Raw genomic sequence first — 20,156 nt, forward strand, 5'->3', positions numbered from 1 at the left:
TATCTGAGGGTGGGCCGCCAAGGCCGCCATGACCTGGAGGGACAACGTGCGTCTTCTTTACCTTGTGCCTGAGTTTCCGTCTCAGACGCACGCTTTCTTCTGGCGCGAAGTGCAGGGACTTCGGGCCCAGGGCCTGGAGGTCACGATGGTGTCAACGCGGCGTCCGCCGCCAGACGCTTGCAGGCATGAGTTTGCGAAGGCGGCCGCCGCCCAGACCACTTACCTGTTCCCGCCCCAGTGGGTGCCCGACATGCTCCATTTGCTGATGAGGCCAGGAGCGCTGGTCAAGGCGGCCCGGTACATCATGGGTCTGCGGGACAGCACCTGGGCTCAGCGGCTGTCTGCTGCGCCGTTGATCATTCCGGCTGCCCGACTGGCGCGTCTGTCTCGCAGGTTGAGCGCCGGTCATCTTCACGTGCATTCGTTCGCCAATGCGGCGCATGTGGCGGCCTTGGCCAAATTGCTGGGCGGGTGCAACTACAGCATCACGCTGCACGGGGATCTCGAAGTCTATGGACGGGATCACGCCAGCAAGACGCGCCATGCCAGCTTCGTGACCTGTGTGACCGTGCCGCTGAAAAAGCAGTTGGTGGACGGGCTGGGGTTACCTGCCTCATTCGTACATCTCCTGTCGATGGGCGTGGACTCGAGCCATTTTGTGCCCCGCGACCTTCCGCCGAAGGCTCCATCTGAGCCGCTGAAACTGCTGACCGTGGCTCGATTGCATGCCAACAAGGGACACCGATTCGCTTTGCAGGCGCTCAGAAGTCGGAGGGACAGTGGCCTCAACGCCACCTACACCATCGTGGGAGATGGGCCCGCCCGCGAGGAGATCGAGCAGGAAGTTCTTGCGCTGGGACTGTCTGATTGCGTACGACTTGTCGGTACCAAGTCCGAGTCGGAGATTCTGGAGCTGCTCCAGTCCAGCGATGCCTTGCTGTTGACCAGCTTTGGTCTCGGAGAGGCCGCGCCGGTTGCGGTCATGGAAGCCATGTCATGCGGCCTGCCTGTGGTGTGTTCGGTGATTGGCGGGACGCGCGACATGATCGACCATGGCCAGGACGGTTTTCTGGTTGAACAGAAAGACGTCGGAGCAATCGCCGAATGCATCCGCCTGTTGTCGGAAAGCCCTTCCCTCAGGGTTCAACTGGGCGAAGCGGCGCGAGCGAGGGCCATCCAGCACTTTGACAGCTTCACGCTTGCTGGCAAGTTCTCACGATTGTTCACCGAACATCGGCGCATGGCGGATTGAATCCGCGCCAGGGTCAACGTCCCCGCGTCCAGTGGGACGACGGGCGTTTCAAGCGCACCGCAAGCGCTACAACCGCATAGACCAGGAATCCTGCGGGCTCCTTGAGGAACATGCCCAGCATGTCAGCCCCTGAAACCCCGGACTTGCCTTCGTTGTGCAGCAGTGCAGGCCATTTCTGCGCAATTTCCTTGACGCCTTGGTCCTGCCGACGCCTCACCTTCACGAGCCGGCTGAAGCCCTCCACCATGGGCCATTCATAGGTGGCCGACACGCCCTTGCGTTCATGAGGCGCAAACAGCAGCCGCACATAGGTGTCATCGGAAATGATGGCTGGGAAACGGCCCCATCGAGCCCGCCCGGCCGCGTTCATGGCAAACACACCGAAGCCCGGGGCTTCGCTGCGCGCAAACGGGAGTTGCTGCCAGAAGCGGGCATACGCCCGAGTGACCGCCGAACGGGCGGGCGAAATGCGTGGTGTGCCGCTGGCATAGCGGGGTGATGGCGTGGCAACAAGCTCCGAGACCAGCATGCGAACCAGCGGCGGGCTCACGATCACATCCGCATCGAGGTAGAGGCGCAGTTCGCCGCGGGCCAGATCGTCGCCCACGTTCAGCGCGTTCAGTTTGCCGGGTTCGGGCAGGTCGATCACCTGCATCGTCCAGCCCGATGCGGTGGCGGCGGCCTCGAACGATCGCGCCACGGTGACGGTTCCGTCGGTGCAGGCATTGGCCACCACCAGCAGTTGCACCGGGACATGGGTGGGCTCCGACGCCAGCAGGGCCCGAAGACAGTCACCGATGTACGCTTCTTCGTTGTTGGCCGGAAGAATGATGGTGAGCCCGGTGGCGCTGGCGCTCACGATGGCACTCGGGCCCTGCGAAGGGCCCCCCCGCCAATGAGCACCAATGAACCCATTTCAAGGACCCAGTTCAACGGCAGGCCGCCCCACTGCCAGCCCAGCATGGCGTCGATGTGGTGAAAGGAAGCCGCCCTGACGGCCACGAACACGATCAGCCCCGCCGCGCCGGCACAGGCGATGAGGGTGGACGCTGGCGCGTGCCAGACCAGCACCGTCATGGCCGCCAGTGCCGTCAACCCCATGACGACCACGCCCGCGATGAACGCTTCCTGGTACTGGCGCCGGTTTCCGTACCAACCCTGCTCGGACGCCAGGACCCGCCCGAATTCGGTCAGGGCAGATTGAAGGTCAAGCTGCTTGTTGATTCCCAAGGCCACCATTGCCATCATGAGCAGGCGCCAGATCCATTGCTCGTTGCTGCCGAGGAGGACCTGCCTGCGCCGCTCGCGCTGCAACACCCGAAAGCACGCCCAGGCAGTCGCTGCGTAGAGTGCAACCGTGATCCACCCTCCCACGCTTGGATCGCCGATGCCCGGTGACCACGCGCCGATCCATCCCTGGTTCATCTGGCTTGTCCTTGCTGGCTACTTGTATTCAATGATCCGGCCGGTCCGGCCCAGCAACTTGGTCACGCAGAACTTGAGCACACCCTGGACTTCGGCGAACTTGCCGGTCAATGTGAGGAAGGCGACAAGGGGAGAGCGCTCGCGAACGGTGAGCTTGAGCCACTGCAGGGGATAGATCAGGGCCAGCAGCCAGGCCCAGGGACTGACCAGCAGGCCCAGCAGTGCAATGGTGAGGGGAATGGCCATGCCCCACAGGACGGAGCGTGACGCTTCGTGCACCCAGTGCCGATCCGGCGACGCGCCGTGAAGCCAGGCGCCTTCGGCAAAAGCATGACCCGTCCGCACGGCCCGGCGCCACCATTGACGCCACTGCGTGATGGCCGCATCGTGACGCGTCATTTCCTGGTCCAACCGGTGCACACGCCAGCCCACGCGCCGAAGCCGCAGGCAAAGCTCGGGCTCTTCGCCTGCGATCAGGCTGTCCCTGTAGCCACCGACCGGGACGAGGGCGTCCAGGCGAAACAGCGCGTCACCCCCGCAACTGAGGGCGTCGCCCACAGGCACGTTCCATTCCAGATCGCAGATCCGGTTGTAGATGGATTTCGCGGGAAAACGCTCACGCCGCCGGCCAAACACCACCGCACAGTTCGGATTGGCCTCCAGGTATTTGCGGCCCGCCTCGATCCAGCCTGGAACGACCTCGCAGTCTCCATCGACGAACTGGACGAATCGCAACTTGGGATGAAGGTCCAGCAGATGCCGGTAACCCACGTTGCGAGCTCGAGCAGCCGTGAAGGGCGTGGCGAGGTCAAGGGAGATCACCTCGGCACCCATGGACCGCGCCATCTCGACGGAACCGTCCGTGGAGCCGGAGTCGACGTAGCAGGCCGCGCGGGTGAAGGGCAACACGGACGCCAGGCACAGTCGCAGGCGTTCCCCTTCGTTGCGGCCGATGATCACGGCGCCGATGGTGGCTCTGGACGTCTGCGGCATGGGTCTATTCAAGAGATCTGGAGGGAGCTTGGCGGTCGGCGCCACCCACCTGGGCTCGCGCGCTGTTTGATCTTCCCTGCGGCGACCGGTCGGACCAAGCGGTACTGCCGGTGCATGCGGGCGATTGCGGGAAAGTCAGGGTCTGATCGTAAACAGACGCGCTGGTTCACGACGATTCAAAGGCCCCGCGTGGGCAACTTTGTCACAACACAGCCAGAAAGTCGGGCGCGGGGCGTCGGTCCTCGGGGCGCGCTTTCAGGCTCCAGAACTCCCTCGGTGAACGGACACCTCAAACACATGCCTGGAACGTTGATCTGTCACACTTTGTAGCCTCTCCGATGCATTACCATGGGACGGAGAGAAACAAGATGTGTCGTCTTTGCGTCGCGTCTCTTTTAACCTTTGTCGTCCTTTGCGCCCGGTCGCGTTCCTGCTGAACTCGCGGAGCGGCAGGGCAGGGGTCGGCCTTCTGTCCAGATCCACGTGGAGCTTTTAGCATGAAAATTACAGTGCAGTTTTTCCGGTTTGTATTTCTGCTCCTGTTTGCCACCACAGCCTGGTCCCAGACCGCGGCCTCGTACCAGTTGCGCCATGGCGATGTTCTGAACGTTTCAGTCTGGAAAGAAGAAGCCCTGCGCATGGAAGTCCGCGTTCTGCCGGACGGCAGCATCACCTTCCCGCTGGCTGGCCGTGTCGAGGTGGCTGGTTTGACCACGCCTCAGGCCGAAGAGCGCATCGCCGTCAAGATCCGCAAGTTCATTCCGGAAGCGGCCGTGACGGTGGCCGTGACGGGCACCGAAGGCAGTCGGGTCTATGTGCTGGGCAAAGTGACCCAACCAGGCCCTGTCACGCTGATGTCGCCTTCGACCACGGTGCTGCAGGTGATCAGCCAGGCCCGGGGTCTGGACCGGTTCGCCAACGGCAACGCCATCCAGGTGTTGCGCCAGACCAGCGCCGGCACGACGGTGCTGCCCGTGCGTTACGACGATCTGATTCGCGGCAGTTCGCTGGAAACGAACGTCGTTCTCCAGCCCGGTGACACGATCCTGGTGCCCTGAAGATGAAGCGCGTCAAGACGGTCCTTTTCATTGCCGCCGCGGTGGGTGCCAGCGCGAACACCGCGCTCGCTCAGCACACCTTCAGCATGTCGAGTGAGGTCGAACGGGTCGAAAACCCTCTGCTCACCAACGTCAGCCCGGGTGGGGTGACCGTTCTGCGCTTCTCCCCCAGCTACGCCTTTGAAACACGCGGTGAGAGGTCCCGGTCAAGGTTGTCGCTCAGTGCCGTGATCGAGCGCTCGAGCGACACCACTTTGCTGGCGAACCGCGATTTCCCCAACGTGGGCTACACCTGGGGTTACGCTTGGCCGACGTCCGATCTTGAGTTGCGTGCCAACCTGTCCGAATCAGCCACTCGAAACACACAATTTGCGGACTTCGGACGCGTCACGGTGGATGCGCGGGAGCGCGAGTTCCTCACCGGCGCGCGGTGGAACAAGGAATTGGCCGAGCGGACTCGCCTGACTCTGGGTGCCACCCATAGGGAGGTCGACTACGACACCCCGTTGCTGGAGGACTACCGAGAGCTGTCGGTGTCCAGTCGGTTCACCTGGGATCAATCCGAGAGGGTGGCGTATTACTTCGAGCCGGCCCATTCCAGGTTGACGCCACTCGGTGGTGGCCCGACTTCGAATCAGACGCGCTGGCTGGCGGGCACCACGCGGGCTCTGTCCCCGGAATGGTCGCTGGACGCGTTTGGTGGGCAGTCGCGTGTCCGCGGCCTGCAAACAGAGACCGGCACCGTGGGAGGCGCGCGGCTGAACTACGCCGGCAGCCGGCTGACCTCCGGGCTGGAGTGGTCGCGGGACGTCGCACCGATCGGAGCGGTTTCCCGGTACGTGAGGAACGAGTTGCTGGGCGTTCGCGTTGGCTATCGAATGACCGAGACAGCCACGGTGAACGGTCGCTACTCGCAAAGTCGATCCAGTGACGTTGCCACGGGTCGCGGCAGCCTGATTGCCGTTTCCCTCGACAACCAGTTGGCCGCTCGCTGGGCGTCTTCGTTGGGAGTTGAAGAACGGAGATCCACTGGATTCGGCGGACTCTCGGGTCGCGGATGGGCGGTGCGAGCGGGTCTGATTTATTCGTATTCATCTGGCCTTTGAGGGCGATATTTCCATGTTCGGCGATTACCAGCTCAGTCTTCACGACTACCTCTCCATTCTTCGGCGGCGGGCGCTGGTGATGATTCTCGTTTTCGGCGCCGTGTTGACAGCAGCCGTGGTTTTCGTTTTCATCCTGCCCCGGGTCTACGAGTCCACCGCCACCATCCTCGTGGAGGGTCCACAAGTTCAGGTGGCTGCGACGGAAGGTGCGGCACGTCCTCGTCCTGAAGATCGTGTCAACCTCATCCGGCAGCGGCTGATGACCCGGGAGAACCTTGTCAGGGTTGCAGGCGAATACCAGTTGTTCACAGGCGAGGATGGGCGTACACCCTCGGACACCGACATCGTGAACGCCATGCGCCAGAGCATCCGCATCGATCTGATGGGTGGAGCAGGCGATCCCTGGGCGCCCCGTCCGGCTTCCGTTTCGTTCAACCTGTCTTTCCAGTATGGTGATCCGGAAAAAACCCTGGCCGTAACGCGCGAGCTGGCCAATCTTTTCCTGTCCAGCAACCGTCAGGATCGCGTCGATCAGGCCTCCCGCACCACCGACTTCCTGAGCGGGGAAGCTGAACGGGTTCGCAAGGAACTGGAGTCACTGGAGGCCCAGATCGCCACGTTCAAATCGCAGCACGGTGGTTCGCTGCCTGACAGCAGTGCGGTGACGCTGGGTGGACTTCCGGCCCTGGAGGCCGACCTTCGCAATGCCGAGCGCGACTACCGTCTGGCCGTGAGTGAACTTCGCACCCTTGAAGTCGAGCTCAATGCCGCGAGAAGGGGCGTGACTGCATCTGGCGTGGTGGCCGCATCCCCACCCAGCCAGGCCGAGCAGGAGCTCGAGCGCGCACGCACACAGCTGGCCGGGTTGCGAGCCATCTATTCGGAGGATCACCCGGACGTCCGTTCGCTGGTGCGCCGCATCCCCAACCTGGAGGCGGCAGTTGCCAATGAGGCGCGCGCGCAGACACCTGCGAGGAACGCGGCCAGGGAGCAGGCCGGGCTCGCCGTCTCGCGGCTGGAGGCCCAGCTGGAAGCAGCACGCTCCAGGGCAGACCTGTTGTCCAGCCAGCAGTCAAGCCTGAGAGGTTCCATCGGACAGATCCGCGCGCAGGCCAGCCGGGCGCCCCAGTTGGAGCGCCAATTGGCCGGCATGCAACGTGACTACGAGGCTGCTCGCACCAAATACGAGGAATTGAGAACCCAGTTGATGTCGGCCCAGGTGGTTGAAAACCTCGAAGGCGGTCAACAGGCCGAACGTTTCACGCTGCTGGAGCCGCCTTTGCTGCCGGAGCACCCCATCAAACCCAGCCGCAAGAAGCTGCTGGCTGCTGGCCTGGCTGCTGCAATCGCAGCGGCCGTGGGTATCGCACTTCTGCTGGAAATGTTGCTCGCGCGCGTCTGGGGGGTGAATGCCTTGACTGCTGCGGTGAACCAGCGGCCCCTGGCGGTCATTCCGTACATCCCCATCGGGTCCGAACTCGCCGCTCTTGAGAAATGGCGAAAAGGTTCCGTGTTCAGCGCCTTGCTGACGGCCGGACGCTCCCGATCACGCTGAATCTCTACACATACGCCCAGACTTAGGAACCGTCGCTCCCATGGAACGCATCAAAGAAGCCCTTGAAAAGGCGAGGACGCAACGCGGCACTCCCGACGAGCTGTCGCCTGCCGCCAAACTTCGGCTGGCTGCAAAACCGGCTCCAGTCGTGGTGACGGAGCCACCATCGAAGATGGATACCGACGTGCATTACCGGCAGACGCCGGTGGTCCAACTGGATCTGGAGCATCTTGAGAACCATCGCATCGTGGCGCATCAGAAACAGCACCCGGTGTCCTGGGCGTTCGACCTGTTGAGAACCCAGGTGCTGCAGAAGATGGACGAGAACGGTTGGCGCACGCTCGCCATCACTTCTCCGACCATGGCGTCGGGCAAGACCGTGGTGGCCATCAACCTGGCCATCGGCATCGCACAGCAGACCAACAGAACGTCGTTGTTGATGGACTTCGACCTGCGTCGCCCGCAGGTGGCCAGCATGCTGGGTCTCAAGCGCGAGATCTCGCTCAATCAGGTTCTGGCGGGCAATGCGCGCATCGAACAAGCGATGGTGAATCCCGGCATACCGCGGTTTGTGGTGTTGCCAACGCAGCAACCCTTGCCGCGTTCGGCAGAGGTGCTGGGCTCCACCAAGGTGGCTGCACTGATTGACGAGCTCCGCGAACACTATGCAGACCGGGTGGTGGTGGTGGATCTGCCGCCGGTGCTGGCTGCCGATGACGTGCTCACCATCCTGCCGCGCATCGATTGCGTGCTGATGGTGGTGGGCAACGGTGCATCGACGCGCAAGGAAATCGACGAGGCCATGAGCCGGCTGTCCAAGTTCAATCTTCTGGGGGTGGTCCTGAACAAGGACGATGCGCCCAGCAACAACGAGTATTACTGAGCTCTCGGTTCTCAGACGTGAGTCTGTTGCGGAGTTCAGTTCCTGTGTGGTCATGGCAGGCGACAGCAGGTCCATTTGAGAACTTCGGCCGCGCACATTCAGAGCGCTTAGAAACTTCGCTGCCCCATGTCTGAATCACTACGCGCACTTGTCGTGATACTCCTGCTCAGCAGCGCGGTGTTCGTCATCACGCGGCCATCTTTTGCGCAGTTGATCCCCACTCTGACTTTCAACCGTTGGAGAAACCTCTGGCTCTTCGGCACTCTGGCCTGGTTTCTTGCAAGCGGGTTTGCGATCTACGTATTGCTGATTGGCCTGGCTGTATTCGCCATTCGGCGCAAAGAGAGTCACACGCTGGGTCTCTATTTCCTGATGATCTTCGTCGCACCCGCGGTGCAGGTGGCCATACCTGGTATGGGCATCGTCGATCATCTGTTCATGCTGGATCACTACCGGCTGCTGGCTCTGCTGCTGCTTTTGCCGGCAGCACTTCGGTTGATGAAGGATCGGGCCACGCCACGCTTTGGCAGGTCACCAGTGGACTGGATGATTGCGGGATACCTCATCTGGACATGCATGTTGAGCATGCTGGAAACCAGCCCCACAAACGCCATTCGAATGGTTTTTCTTCAGTACGTTGATGGGTTCCTGCCGTACTACGTGGCGAGCCGAAGCCTGCGCAGCGAGGATGACGCACGAAGCGTGTTTGCAGGATTTCTTCTCGGCGCTTTGCTGGTGTCCGTCATTGCGCTTTTTGAGGTCTTACGCAGTTGGAAGCTCTATCAGGCATCCATCTCAGAGATGGGTCTCTTTGTTCATCAACACTACAAGACGCGAGGCCCGTTCTTGCGGCCGGGAGCAGCCCTGCTTGACTCCATCGTGCTGGGTTTGGTGGTATTGATTGGAATGGGGGCCCTCCTGTATTTGAAGAGCTATGTAGCCAGCAAGATGCGCGTGGCGATGCTTTGGGCGATCCTTGCGATTGGCCTGTTGGCCTCCTTATCTCGTGCCCCGTGGATCGCAGGCATCCTCCTGTTCTTTCTGTTTGTGCTTCAGGGCCCGAAGGCGATGGGGCAACTGACGAAAGTCTCTGGAGCATTGTTCCTGATGCTGATTGTTCTCAGCTTTTTCCCTGCGGGGAAAGTGATCATCGATTTGATTCCCATCATTGGCGATGCAGAGCAGGGAAGCATTGAGTACCGGGCCAACTGGTTTTCGGCTGCCATGCCCGTCATTGAAAGGAACTTTTGGCTTGGGGATGTGAATGTGATCCAGGCACCCGAACTCGAGGTCATGAGACAGGGGGAAGGCATCATCGATCTGGTGAACATGTTTCTCTCCGTCCTGCTTCACTACGGAGCGATTGGGTTGTTCTTTTTTGTAGGGATGTTTTGGCGAGCTCTTTGGTGGGTGCGGCGTTACGAAAAGATCAGTCGTACGTTCTCATCGAACCTGAGCCAACTGGGTCGGGCACTGATCAGCATCGTGATATGCCTCATGCTGGTACTTTTCACCCTTAGCGCCATTTCCGTCGTGCCGATCCTCATCTCGACATTGGTGGGGCTATGCACGTCCTATGGGTTTCTGGTGAATTCGATGCAGCGGGACAGAAAAACCAGTCCTACGGCCGGTATTGCAGGAGGAAACTGATGAACACCAGTAAGTCTCAAACGTTGACCTGGGCGTGGTGCATTGCGACCTATCAGCGCCATGCGGTGCTGCGTCGTGCTCTGGCAACGGTCGTTGCGCAGAGTCGACTTCCCAGCGAACTGATCGTTGTAGATGCCAGTCCGAACTGGGAAGAAGGTCGCGCATTGTTGACCTCCGATTTCGAGCGGTATCGCAGTGAAATGGGTTTTGAGATGCGCCTTGAGTATGTTCAGGGCACACGCGCGTCGTCGGCAGCGCAGCGCAACCAAGGCATCGAGCTTGCAAGTGCCGACGTTTTGTTCCTTATCGACGACGACACGCTCCTGTACCCGGATTGCGCGGAAAAGCTCATGGAAGTTTACGAACGGGATTCGGCAGGCGTCGTTCAAGCGGTGATTCCGTCTCACGTCAAGACACCGCCGGACGCCGCTTTCGATGGTTCAGATGCCGCAGAGCTGGCAGGGTTGCCCACGCAGGGGGCAGTCGCTCAATACCATCCCTTCGTAGGTGCCGTTCGAAGATGGCTGAAGGCCGATGATCGTTTCGTACCCTACGACGCCGACTTCCCACAGCACGTGATACCGGTCGAGCTTTCCGACCTGCCTTTGTCGTTGCGCAATCTGGCCGCTGGCTATTGCCTTACATGCCGCCGCAGCGCGGCATTGCGAGAGAAGTTTGAGGGCAGGCTGGAACGGTATTGTCCCGGCGAGGACTCGGATTTCACCTACCGCATGACGCGAACGGGCCCGATATTGGCGCGTCATGATGCGCAGATTTGCCACCTTGAGGCAGGCACTGGCCGCATGGCCTCATTCCCTAAAACCGCCCTGGGCGCGATCAACCCACTCTTGCTGCACCGCATCCACAGCAGCGATCGCCGACGTTCCCTGGTTCTCAACCGGCAGTTGTTGCTTCGCCGTCTGGTGATCGAAGCGTTGAAGGATTTGCGCAATAGGGACTGGAGTCTTCCTCAGGCGCGCGGCATCTACGCTGCTCTTGCTGCGTCAAAGTCCATCTTCAGTTGTCCCGACGAGGAATTCGACCGATTGTTCCACTCGTATCAGCGTCAGTTCACCCAGCCAAGGGTGAACGTCAAAAGGCAGGGTCCGTGAGCATGTCAACGATTTCTGACGACGCCTCACTTCCTGCCCCCGTTCCAGAAAGTATGGGTGTGCGGGCCCGGTCAGGCACCATGTGGATGGTCACCATGTTTGGACTTGGGCAGATCTTGCGTCTAGCCACAAACATCATTCTGGCGGCCATCCTGTTTGAAGAAGTGTTCGCACTCATGGCCATTGTCACCGCCGTCATGACGGGGTTGGCCATGTTCACGAACATCGGCTTGAACACCAATGTCATACAGAATGAGCGCGGCGATGATCCTGAGTTCCTGAACACCGCTTGGACTCTCCAGGTGATCCGCGGATTTGCTTTGTTCATCGTCGCCGTGTTGATGGCTTGGCCGCTGTCTCGAATGTACGGCGCGAATGATCCCAAAGCCTACGAACTGCTCTACCTGATTCCGATCGTTGCGCTTGCCTCCATTGTCAGTGGCTTCCAATCGGCCAAACACATGACAGCGGCCCGTCACCTGAGGATCAAGGACATCGCCAAGATCGAACTCTTGGTCGGCCCGGTGAACATGGCGCTGACCCTGCTGCTCGCCTGGTACTTGAAATCGGCCTACGCGTTGGCCATCGGTGCGGTGGTCTCGAACCTGCTTTTCACCGTTCTGGGTTACTGGATGCTGAAAGGCGAAAAGTCACGCTTCTGCTGGAACAAGGATGCCATCCGCACCATATTCTCATTCGGAAAGTGGATCACCGTTGGCACATTGTTCACCTTCTTGGCGCTGCAGTCCGATCGTCTCGTGCTGGGAGGTATGTATGCCCTTGCGGAGTTTGGCGTCTATTCCATCGCGGCAAGCTTGGCGGTAATTGTTCCGACCCTCGTGGGGCAGATCCAATGGAGCGTTCTTTTTCCCTGGTATTCGCGCATGCTGGAACAAGGCATGTCGCTGCCCGTGGCATTCGGCCGAACGCGCACGGCGATGATGGTGATTTCAAGCTATCTGTGTGCCATGCTGATTGCGGGAGCCGGGTCTTTCTTTGAATTGGCCTATGACCACCGCTATGCCACCGGCGGGGTGCTCCTGCCGATTCTTGCTGTGGGGGCGTGGTTCAACTGTCTGGAGAACATGTACGGGGCTGCCTTTGTTGCGTCTGGACGCCCCAAATGGACGGCGATCACCAGTGGCACGAAGGTGGCTTCGTTTGCCATTCTTCTTGTGCCTGTGTCATTCCTACAGCTCGACATCATTTATGCCGCGATCTTCGTATCGGTGAGTGAAGTGGTGCGGTGGTTCGTCGGCCAGTGGTTGGGACGCAGCCTTGGTCTGCGCAACGCTCGTGTGGAAGTCGGCATGTTCGCTGTCTTCATGCTGATTTCCCTTGCTGGTTTCTGGTTGGTTGAGCAGGCGCCATATGTCTCTGAACTGAAGCCGTTCTGGCGGCTGGCGGTGCTTGCATGCGTGATCAGTGCCATGTTTGCGCCGCTTTTTTTCCGCTATGCGCTTCCTCTCGTCAAGCAGAGATGATATTGCTGCAGATCGGGTCATCGACACCTGCGAATTGATTTTTTGAGCATCAATAGGAAAGTTCGAAATGACGATTTCAATCGCTATCGCAACGTTCAATGGTGAAAAATATATCGAAGCCTTGTTGGCAAGCTTGGCCCAGCAGACCAGGCTGCCGGATGAGGTGGTTGTCTCAGACGATAACTCTACCGACAGCACGGTCGAAAAGATTGAACACTTTGCGACCGCTGTGCCATTTAAGGTGACGATTCTTCGTTCACAAGTCCGGCAGGGCGTGATCGTCAATTTTTATAAGGCGTTCCAGGCCTGTGAAAGCGACTACATTGCATACTGTGATCAAGACGACGTGTGGGACGCCCACAAGCTTGAACGGTGTCTCCATGCGCTCCGGAGCAATGACGCGGCATTGGTGATCCACAAAAGCGTCGTCGTTGACTCAGATCTCGTTCCCTTGGGTCGCATATTGCCGGAGGTTCATGGCACACACACGATTGCCTTTCCCGCTGCCCCCCATCAAATACATGGATTTGGTCATCAAATGGTGTTCAAGAAGACCGTTTTTGCAGTGATGGCGCAACTCTATGAACACAGCACGGCAACACAGGAAACCCTTTGCCAGAATTTCGATGAGCTGATTCCGACCGTGTCGGGAATGCTCGGGCCCATCGTGTTCCTGGATGAACCCCTGGTGCTTTTTCGACGGCATGCCCAAGCCACGTCCCCCGCGGGCAAGAACATGAGTCGACCCACACTGCAGGAGCGAGCCAGTGCGAAGAGGAAGGATATTGACCAATACCTCCGCAGGATCACGACGCTGCTTGTCGCTGTCGCCGAGTCCAAAGCATCGGGACGGGCGCCCTTGGCCCAGGTGGACGTTCAATACACCACCTATATGAATGACTTGGTGAAATCCTTGAGACGACGTTCGTCAATTCACGCGGGTATCGGACTCACAAAAGCATTTGTGGCCGTATCAGCGTTGTTGCTAAGGGGCGCGTATCGCGGCAAATCGGCCGGAGGGTTTGGGTTCAAGAATCTTCTTGCGGATTCCCTGGCAGCCTTGCGCGTCTATTGAGCAGGTAGGCTCGACCCTAACTCAACGCTTCCCGTGAGAGGAGCGAATGGAGGCGGCCCGCAGCGGGAGACGACGGCACGTACGCGACGTAATCTTGAGTGGCAATTCCCACTTTGCTCGTCGAGCCAATTGGTACGAGTCGAACACCGTACGCAAGCTTGTGAATTCGGAAAATCTCATAATTGAAACCAAGCAAGATATCAGTCACAGGATGACCTGGCTTAACGCCTTCGTGACTCTCGAACAGAATCACCTCCAAACGCTTGCTTGCAAGTGCCGCCTCCCCTGACCGCAGCACGTCGAGTTCGGAACCTTCAACATCGATTTTGCACAGGGCAACGAACGATCCTGTGTCCGACTTGATCTGATCGCAGATTGAATCCAGCGTGCGTGCCTGCACAACCCCGGGCGCGTGCTCCGATGACGGCGCGGTCGAGATATGGCCTGGATCGCCATCCTGGGAAACAATCCGGACAAAGCTCGCGCTGGACACTGCGCAGCGTGCAGCTTGAACATTCCGCAAGGAATTGGCAGCGACGTTGGCAGACAACCTTGCGAAGTTGGTTTCATCGGGCTCGAATGACCAAACCCGACCGCGCGGCCCGACAGCCTGCGCCAGCGGTAACGTCACCGCCCCCAGGTTTGCTCCAATATCCAACGCCTGGCAGCCAGGTCCAACCGCTCGACAAGCTACGGAGGCTACCCAGGGATCAAAACGCCCAAACCAGTACAAGCACTTGGAAATGATGTCTTCACGATCTGTGCACAGACTTACAAAATCGCCTCTAGGCGCGGTGACCACCCCGATATGTTGGGGCAACGAAGGCAAAGATCGCGCCAGACGAATCGCCCCGTAAGTTGGCAAAATTCGCGCAAGCCGGCGCGAAAATCTTGCGTAGGAATTGAGCAGCCGCGCGTTTACGAATGGCATAGTCATCCTTGGTTGTATGCGAGAGTTCTACCAGCGGCTTCGCGAAAAGCCTATAGCCAGCCGTCGAATCCCTGCAAAGCCGTGACACGCCAGAGTCACATACTTCCGTCCGCTGTTGTCTCTCAACCGCAGCACGCTGGTTGCAGCCATCCTCCAAGGCAACACGCACCCTGTAAACAGCTGGACGTGGTGTCGACGAACGGGATTGGACTGTGACAAGCAAAAAGCCCTGCAAATCAGAAATTTGCAGGGCTTTGAACGGGTAGTTATCGATGTCGTTGGACGTCTTCAAACTCATAACTGGCGGAGAGGGCGGGATTCGAACCCGCGGTGGGGATTAGCCCACACACGCTTTCCAGGCGTGCGACTTAAACCACTCATCCACCTCTCCGCGAAGCCTGCGATTGTATCAGGCAGTCTGAGGCTCAGACTGCGCGCTTGCCGTCGGCGGCCTTTCGCCAGGCGTGTTTCTCCAGCACCTCCAGCGATACGTGCTCCAGGGTGGCTGCATTGGTGCATTCGAGCACTACGGGCGGCGCCACGTCGGCGGCCAGTGCCTCTAGCCAGCGCTGTACGCACAGACACCAGCGATCGCCGGGCCTGAGACCATTGAAGCGCCACTCAGGCCTGGGTGTGCTGAGGTCGTTGCCCCGCGCGCGCGAAAAGTCGAGGAATGCCGCGGTGACTCGTGCGCAGACGACGTGTGTGCCCTGGTCGTCAAGGCCGGTTTCGCAGCAGCCGTCGCGGTAGAAACCTGTGAGCGGGTCGTAGGAGCAAGGCAGCAGTTTGCCGCCCAGCACGTTGCGAGAGATGGTCATGGCGATGCCGAGTCCGACCGGGTCAGACGGACTTGCCGGTGCCTGCCATCTTCATGGCCGAAGCGATCAGCGCAGAGACTTCCGTCATGTTGCTGGGCACGATGAGGGTGGTGGTGGCGTCTGCGGCCACCTTGCTGTAGGCGTCCACGGCCTTCTCGGCCACCTTGAGTTGCACGGCTTCCTGGCCACCGGGCTGTCGAATGGCGTCTGCCACCTTGCGAATGGCTTCTGCGGTTGCTTCGGCCACCGCGAGGATGGCCGATGCCTCACCCTGCGCGTTGTTGATCTCGGCCTGCTTCTCACCTTCGGAGCGCGCGATGAATGCCTCGCGCTCGCCGGTGGCGATGTTGATCTGTTCCTGACGACGACCTTCGGACGCAGCGATGAGGGCACGCTTCTCGCGCTCGGCCGTGATCTGCGCCTGCATGGCCAGCAGGATTTCCTTGGGTGGAGTCAGGTCCTTGATCTCGTAGCGCAGCACCTTCACGCCCCAGTTCAGCGCCGCTTCGTCGATGGCGTGGACGACCTGCGCGTTGATGATGTCGCGCTCTTCAAAGGTCTTGTCGAGCTCGAGCTTGCCGATGACCGAGCGCAGCGAGGTCTGGGCAAGCTGGGTGACGGCCACGATGTAGTTGGACGACCCGTAACTGGCGCGCATCGGATCGGTCACCTGAAAATACAGGATGCCGTCGACCTGCAGCTGGGTGTTGTCCCTGGTGATGCAGACCTGGCTGGGCACGTCCAGCGGGATTTCCTTGAGACTGTGCTTGTAGGCCACCTTGTCGATGAAGGGCACGAGAAAGTTCAGGCCGGGTGCCAGCGATGAGTGGTACTTGCCCAGTCGCTCCACCACCCAGGCATTCTGCTGGGGGACCACCTTGACGGAGCGGGCAATGAAGATGGCGGCGATGATGACGAGGAGGATGGCAATTTCCATGGTGCGCAGTTCTTGTTGAAAGGTTGCAGGAAGCGGAGTGGCGTGTGTGCAGGGAGGGCAGGGTCTAGACCTTGTCCACCAGCAACCGGTTGCCCACGAGTTCGGCCACCCGGTAGCTGCCCGGTGTGGGTGCATTGCCGGGACGCTGGATCACGGTCCATTGTGCGCCCCGGTATTTGACGCTTGCAGTGCCATCGGCGTTCCATTCGTCGATCTGGATGACCTCGCCGACGTCGAGGTTGACGCTGCGCATGGACCGCACCGAGGGATCGCCGTCACGGCGCTTCTTCACCAGGTACCAGCCCACGACGGCAGCCGAGCCCACCAGGGCTGCCACGATCAGCTGCACGGTGGTACCGGCGCCCGCGTGCGCGGCCAGTGCAGCAGCCACCATGCCCAGCGCGAGCATGAGGAGGTAGAAGGTGCCGGTGAAGAGTTCAAGCACGACCGCTGAACCCGCCAGCAGCCACCAAAGGGTTGATTCCGCCATTCAGGCACCTCTCATTTGTTGTCTTCGATCCAGGGGCGCGGTCACTCGATGCGAGCCCACCCTCCACGGCAGGTGCTATTGTCTGACCAGCGCCACATTCTGCGACAAAAACACCGACGGCCAGCGCGTGCTGCCACACGTTTTCCGTACACTTCGCGCCTGTTTTGCCGTCATCGGGTTTCCACCCCTTGGTTTATTTTTTCCGGTGGCCGTGGGTCGCGGCTGGAGATCTGCATGAAATTCCGTTTCCCCATCGTCATCATCGACGAGGACTTCCGCTCCGAGAACACCTCGGGCCTGGGCATTCGCGCACTCGCGCAGGCCATCGAGGCGGAGGGGTTCGAAGTGGTCGGTGTGACGAGTTACGGCGACATGAGCCAGTTCGCGCAGCAGCAAAGCCGCGCGAGTGCTTTCATCCTTTCCATCGACGATGAAGAGTTCAGCCATGGGGAAGACACCGACCCTGTCGTGCTGAACCTGCGCAACTTCATCGACGAAGTGCGCCGCAAGAACGCCGATGTGCCGATCTACATCTACGGTGAAACCAAGACCAGCCGCCACCTGCCCAACGACATCCTGCGCGAGCTGCACGGCTTCATCCACATGTTCGAGGACACGCCCGAGTTTGTGGCGCGCCACATCATCCGCGAGGCCAAGAGCTACCTGGAAGGCATCCAGCCTCCGTTCTTCAAGGCATTGCTGGACTACGCAGAGGACGGCTCCTATTCGTGGCACTGCCCGGGCCACTCCGGCGGCGTGGCGTTCCTCAAGAGCCCGGTCGGGCAGATGTTCCACCAGTTCTTCGGCGAGAACATGCTGCGCGCCGACGTGTGCAATGCGGTGGAGGAACTGGGGCAACTGCTCGACCACAACGGCGCCATCGGAGCCAGCGAGCGCAATGCCGCGCGCATCTTCAATGCCGATCACTGCTTCTTTGTCACCAACGGCACCAGCACGAGCAACAAGATGGTTTGGCACCACACCGTGGCTCCGGGGGACGTGGTGGTGGTCGACCGCAACTGCCACAAGTCCATCCTGCACAGCATCATCATGACGGGGGCGATCCCCGTCTTTCTGAAGCCCACGCGCAACCACTACGGCATCATCGGCCCGATTCCGCAGAGTGAGTTCGAGATCGAGGCCATCCAGGCCAAGATCCGCGCCAATCCATTGCTGGCGGGTGTTGACGTGACGTCCGTGAAGCCGCGCGTGCTCACACTCACGCAATCCACCTACGACGGTGTGCTCTACAACACCGAAGCCATCAAGCAGATGCTGGACGGCTATGTGGCCAACCTGCACTTCGACGAGGCCTGGCTGCCGCACGCGGCGTTCCATCCGTTCTACGGCAACTTCCACGCCATGGGCAAGAAGCGCGCGCGTCCGCTGGAGTCGGTGGTGTATTCCACCCAGTCCATCCACAAGCTGCTGGCAGGCATCAGCCAGGCCAGCCACGTGCTGGTGCAGGACTCGCAGAACGTCAAGCTCGACCGCCACCTCTTCAATGAGGCCTACCTGATGCACACGAGCACCAGCCCCCAGTACGCCATCATCGCCAGCTGCGACGTGGCCGCGGCCATGATGGAGCCGCCCGGTGGACGGGCGTTGGTGGAGGAGAGCATCTTCGAGGCGCTTGACTTCAGGCGTGCCATGCGCAAGATCGATGCGGAGTTTGGCGACGACGACTGGTGGTTCAAGGTCTGGGGGCCGGACGACCTGGCGGAAGAGGGCATGGGCAGCACCAGCGACTGGATGCTGAACCCGCCCGACGCACCCGGCGGCAAGGACTGGCACGGGTTTGGCGACATGGCGCCGGGCTTCAACATGCTTGATCCGATCAAGGCGACCATCGTCACGCCGGGCTTGAACCTCGACGGTCGGTTTGAACCTGAAGGCATCCCCGCGTCCATCGTCACCAAGTTCCTCGCCGAACACGGAGTGGTGGTGGAAAAGACGGGCCTCTACAGCTTCTTCATCATGTTCACCATTGGCATCACCAAGGGCCGGTGGAACACGTTGCTGACCGCACTGCAGCAGTTCAAGGACGACTACGCCAAGAACCAGCCGATGTGGCGCATCCTGCCCGAGTTCTGCCAGAAGCACCCGCGCTACGAGCAGATGGGCCTGCGCGACCTGTGCCAGCATGTGCACGCGCTCTACGCGCGCTACGACATTGCCCGGCTCACCACCGAGATGTACCTGAGCGACCTGACCCCGGCGATGAAGCCGAGCGACGCCTTTGCGCACATCGCCCAGCGAACCACCGAGCGCGTGCCGATCGATGCGCTGGAAGGGCGCATCACCACCAGCCTGGTCACGCCGTATCCGCCCGGCATTCCATTGCTGATCCCCGGCGAGGTGTTCAACAAGAAGATCGTGGACTACCTGAAGTTCGCTCGCGAATTCAATGTGCAATGCCCCGGCTTTGAAACCGACATCCACGGTCTGGTGGAGGTCTCGGACGTGGACGGTCGTAAGACCTACTTTGCTGACTGCGTAAAGGCCGCCTGAAGACGGCGCGATTCAGCGAGCGGGTGCGTCTGGTCGCACGCGCATGAAGCTGGCAAAACGCGGCACGCCTGCGGCACTCACGCCGCGAAATCGGTAGGTCACCCATTCGCCCAAGGCCGGTGGATGCTCGCGCTGGGCGTCGGTGAAACCCGTGCCCAGGCGAAAGCGGACGCCCTCCGGCGTCTCCACCAGCAGCGCGCCCATGCGGCCTTCGTGTCGACCTTTTCCTGGGAGATGCGCAAGCACACGCGCCTCGGCGTCTTCGTGGGTCTTCACCTTGAGCAAGGTGTCGTCGCGCACCGCGCGGTAGGGCGCGTCGCCGCGGTGGAGCATCAGTCCCTCGCCGCCATCCTTCACCATCCGATCCAGCCGCGCCATGAGCGCGGCATGACTGGCCACGCGTTCCTGCTTCACCGCCTGCACCCAGGCCTGGTCGATCTGCTGCACCACGCCGTGGTACGCGGCAATGCGTTCGCTGAACGCGCCAGGGTGACCGGGCAGGTCGAACACCATGAACCGGATGCCGCGCCAGGCGGCCTCATCTGGCTTCAGCCGCCGGACGATGGACAGCGCTTCTTCAAAGCGACCGCGCCCCGCCCAGAGTTCGCCGTCCAGGGCCTTCGCCGGCCAGCCGGCGGTGAACCAGGCGGGTGCCGCAATGGTTTCGCCCCCTCGCGTGACCAGCCGCTGGCCATCCCAACGGGCGCGCAAGCCGTCGTATTTCTCGCTGAGCCAATAAGCGTCGAGTGGAATGCCGGGTCGGTACACCGCGGCCTGCAGCAAGGCCGGCGGCGTCGCGGCCTTTGCAAGGAGGGGCGGAGCAGCCAGCACGGCGGCGGCCAGCCGCCACAGCAGCTCGCGTCTTCGCAGGAGCAT

Annotated in this window: 18 protein-coding genes and 1 tRNA gene; 10 read left to right on the top strand and 9 right to left on the bottom strand. The window is 60.7% G+C overall.

The features are described 5' to 3' along the window. Positions 1-46: 46 nt before the first annotated feature. Positions 47-1,252 (top strand): glycosyltransferase, encoded by a 1,206-nt coding sequence (locus tag ACTIEY_RS09730; RefSeq protein ID WP_439518902.1) that lies wholly within the window; start codon positions 47-49, stop codon positions 1,250-1,252. Between the two features lie 13 nt (positions 1,253-1,265). Here ACTIEY_RS09730 and ACTIEY_RS09735 read toward each other — a convergent pair whose 3' ends face one another. Genes ACTIEY_RS09735 through ACTIEY_RS09745 form a run of 3 tightly spaced genes read right to left on the bottom strand, consistent with a single transcriptional unit; the run spans position 1,266 to position 3,670 of the window. Continuing rightward, on the bottom strand, positions 1,266-2,111 hold the full coding sequence (locus ACTIEY_RS09735) for a glycosyltransferase (RefSeq protein ID WP_439518903.1): 846 nt from the start codon (positions 2,109-2,111) through the stop codon (positions 1,266-1,268). Continuing rightward, entirely contained in the window at positions 2,108-2,677 is a 570-nt protein-coding gene (locus ACTIEY_RS09740; protein WP_439518904.1) for a hypothetical protein, read from the bottom strand. Before ACTIEY_RS09740 ends, ACTIEY_RS09735 begins: the two co-directional genes overlap by 4 nt. Positions 2,678-2,695: 18 nt before the next feature. Further along, complete coding sequence (locus ACTIEY_RS09745) at positions 2,696-3,670, bottom strand: glycosyltransferase (RefSeq protein ID WP_439518905.1); 975 nt, start codon at positions 3,668-3,670, stop codon at positions 2,696-2,698. Positions 3,671-4,167: 497 nt separating this feature from the next. Here ACTIEY_RS09745 and ACTIEY_RS09750 point away from each other — a divergent pair, with 497 nt between their 5' ends. From ACTIEY_RS09750 to ACTIEY_RS09785, 8 genes are all read left to right on the top strand, one after another. After that, on the top strand, positions 4,168-4,728 hold the full coding sequence (locus tag ACTIEY_RS09750) for a polysaccharide biosynthesis/export family protein (protein ID WP_439518906.1): 561 nt from the start codon (positions 4,168-4,170) through the stop codon (positions 4,726-4,728). 2 nt (positions 4,729-4,730) lie between these two features. Then, complete coding sequence (locus ACTIEY_RS09755) at positions 4,731-5,834, top strand: hypothetical protein (protein WP_439518907.1); 1,104 nt, start codon at positions 4,731-4,733, stop codon at positions 5,832-5,834. A gap of 13 nt (positions 5,835-5,847) precedes the next feature. Beyond that, positions 5,848-7,389 (top strand): GumC family protein, encoded by a 1,542-nt coding sequence (locus ACTIEY_RS09760; protein ID WP_439518908.1) that lies wholly within the window; start codon positions 5,848-5,850, stop codon positions 7,387-7,389. 40 nt (positions 7,390-7,429) lie between these two features. Continuing rightward, a complete protein-coding gene (locus tag ACTIEY_RS09765; RefSeq protein WP_439518909.1) occupies positions 7,430-8,272 on the top strand; it encodes a CpsD/CapB family tyrosine-protein kinase in 843 nt (280 codons plus the stop codon). A 126-nt stretch (positions 8,273-8,398) separates the two neighbouring features. After that, positions 8,399-9,922 carry an O-antigen ligase family protein gene (locus ACTIEY_RS09770; RefSeq protein WP_439518910.1) on the top strand — a complete coding sequence of 508 codons (1,524 nt, stop codon included), beginning with the start codon at positions 8,399-8,401 and terminating at the stop codon, positions 9,920-9,922. Beyond that, positions 9,922-11,034 carry a glycosyltransferase family 2 protein gene (locus ACTIEY_RS09775; protein ID WP_439518911.1) on the top strand — a complete coding sequence of 371 codons (1,113 nt, stop codon included), beginning with the start codon at positions 9,922-9,924 and terminating at the stop codon, positions 11,032-11,034. Before ACTIEY_RS09770 ends, ACTIEY_RS09775 begins: the two co-directional genes overlap by 1 nt. Before the next feature lie 80 nt (positions 11,035-11,114). After that, entirely contained in the window at positions 11,115-12,518 is a 1,404-nt protein-coding gene (locus ACTIEY_RS09780; protein WP_439518912.1) for an oligosaccharide flippase family protein, read from the top strand. Positions 12,519-12,585: 67 nt separating this feature from the next. Further along, a complete protein-coding gene (locus tag ACTIEY_RS09785; protein WP_439518913.1) occupies positions 12,586-13,593 on the top strand; it encodes a glycosyltransferase in 1,008 nt (335 codons plus the stop codon). A gap of 16 nt (positions 13,594-13,609) precedes the next feature. Here the strand turns inward: ACTIEY_RS09785 and ACTIEY_RS09790 are convergent, their stop codons facing one another. The 5 genes from ACTIEY_RS09790 to ACTIEY_RS09810 all read right to left on the bottom strand — a co-directional run bounded on the left by ACTIEY_RS09790 (position 13,610) and on the right by ACTIEY_RS09810 (position 16,769). Continuing rightward, positions 13,610-14,530 (bottom strand): FkbM family methyltransferase, encoded by a 921-nt coding sequence (locus ACTIEY_RS09790; protein ID WP_439518914.1) that lies wholly within the window; start codon positions 14,528-14,530, stop codon positions 13,610-13,612. Between the two features lie 295 nt (positions 14,531-14,825). After that, positions 14,826-14,915 (bottom strand) — tRNA-Ser (locus tag ACTIEY_RS09795). Between the two features lie 34 nt (positions 14,916-14,949). Then, complete coding sequence (locus ACTIEY_RS09800) at positions 14,950-15,342, bottom strand: DUF2237 family protein (RefSeq protein WP_439518915.1); 393 nt, start codon at positions 15,340-15,342, stop codon at positions 14,950-14,952. Positions 15,343-15,364: 22 nt separating this feature from the next. After that, positions 15,365-16,279: an SPFH domain-containing protein gene (locus ACTIEY_RS09805; RefSeq protein ID WP_439518916.1), complete on the bottom strand. Its 915-nt coding sequence runs from the start codon at positions 16,277-16,279 to the stop codon at positions 15,365-15,367. Positions 16,280-16,343: 64 nt separating this feature from the next. Continuing rightward, positions 16,344-16,769, bottom strand: a complete 426-nt coding sequence (locus ACTIEY_RS09810; protein ID WP_439518917.1) for an NfeD family protein — start codon at positions 16,767-16,769, stop codon at positions 16,344-16,346. 234 nt (positions 16,770-17,003) lie between these two features. Between ACTIEY_RS09810 and ACTIEY_RS09815 the strand changes: the two genes are divergently transcribed. After that, positions 17,004-19,280, top strand: coding sequence for an Orn/Lys/Arg decarboxylase N-terminal domain-containing protein (locus tag ACTIEY_RS09815; RefSeq protein ID WP_439518918.1), 2,277 nt, complete (start codon positions 17,004-17,006; stop codon positions 19,278-19,280). A gap of 12 nt (positions 19,281-19,292) precedes the next feature. On the opposite strand, the gene ACTIEY_RS09820 is transcribed toward ACTIEY_RS09815, so the two are convergent. Then, positions 19,293-20,156 carry a DNA ligase gene (locus ACTIEY_RS09820; protein WP_439518919.1) on the bottom strand — a complete coding sequence of 288 codons (864 nt, stop codon included), beginning with the start codon at positions 20,154-20,156 and terminating at the stop codon, positions 19,293-19,295.

Origin of the sequence: Hydrogenophaga sp. (assembly GCF_051858985.1) — a bacterium.
GTDB lineage: Bacteria > Pseudomonadota > Gammaproteobacteria > Burkholderiales > Burkholderiaceae_C > Hydrogenophaga.

Bases quoted from the DNA above. Each gene is read 5' to 3' on its own strand.
- ACTIEY_RS09740 (WP_439518904.1), bottom strand. From the start codon at position 2,677: ATGAACCAGGGATGGATCGGCGCGTGGTCACCGGGCATCGGCGATCCA.
- ACTIEY_RS09745 (WP_439518905.1), bottom strand. From the start codon at position 3,670: ATGCCGCAGACGTCCAGAGCCACCATCGGCGCCGTGATCATCGGCCGC.
- ACTIEY_RS09750 (WP_439518906.1), top strand. From the start codon at position 4,168: ATGAAAATTACAGTGCAGTTTTTCCGGTTTGTATTTCTGCTCCTGTTT.
- ACTIEY_RS09755 (WP_439518907.1), top strand. From the start codon at position 4,731: ATGAAGCGCGTCAAGACGGTCCTTTTCATTGCCGCCGCGGTGGGTGCC.
- ACTIEY_RS09760 (WP_439518908.1), top strand. From the start codon at position 5,848: ATGTTCGGCGATTACCAGCTCAGTCTTCACGACTACCTCTCCATTCTT.
- ACTIEY_RS09765 (WP_439518909.1), top strand. From the start codon at position 7,430: ATGGAACGCATCAAAGAAGCCCTTGAAAAGGCGAGGACGCAACGCGGC.
- ACTIEY_RS09770 (WP_439518910.1), top strand. From the start codon at position 8,399: ATGTCTGAATCACTACGCGCACTTGTCGTGATACTCCTGCTCAGCAGC.
- ACTIEY_RS09775 (WP_439518911.1), top strand. From the start codon at position 9,922: ATGAACACCAGTAAGTCTCAAACGTTGACCTGGGCGTGGTGCATTGCG.
- ACTIEY_RS09780 (WP_439518912.1), top strand. From the start codon at position 11,115: ATGTGGATGGTCACCATGTTTGGACTTGGGCAGATCTTGCGTCTAGCC.
- ACTIEY_RS09785 (WP_439518913.1), top strand. From the start codon at position 12,586: ATGACGATTTCAATCGCTATCGCAACGTTCAATGGTGAAAAATATATC.
- ACTIEY_RS09790 (WP_439518914.1), bottom strand. From the start codon at position 14,530: ATGACTATGCCATTCGTAAACGCGCGGCTGCTCAATTCCTACGCAAGA.
- ACTIEY_RS09800 (WP_439518915.1), bottom strand. From the start codon at position 15,342: ATGACCATCTCTCGCAACGTGCTGGGCGGCAAACTGCTGCCTTGCTCC.
- ACTIEY_RS09805 (WP_439518916.1), bottom strand. From the start codon at position 16,279: ATGGAAATTGCCATCCTCCTCGTCATCATCGCCGCCATCTTCATTGCC.
- ACTIEY_RS09810 (WP_439518917.1), bottom strand. From the start codon at position 16,769: ATGGCGGAATCAACCCTTTGGTGGCTGCTGGCGGGTTCAGCGGTCGTG.
- ACTIEY_RS09815 (WP_439518918.1), top strand. From the start codon at position 17,004: ATGAAATTCCGTTTCCCCATCGTCATCATCGACGAGGACTTCCGCTCC.
- ACTIEY_RS09820 (WP_439518919.1), bottom strand. From the start codon at position 20,156: ATGCTCCTGCGAAGACGCGAGCTGCTGTGGCGGCTGGCCGCCGCCGTG.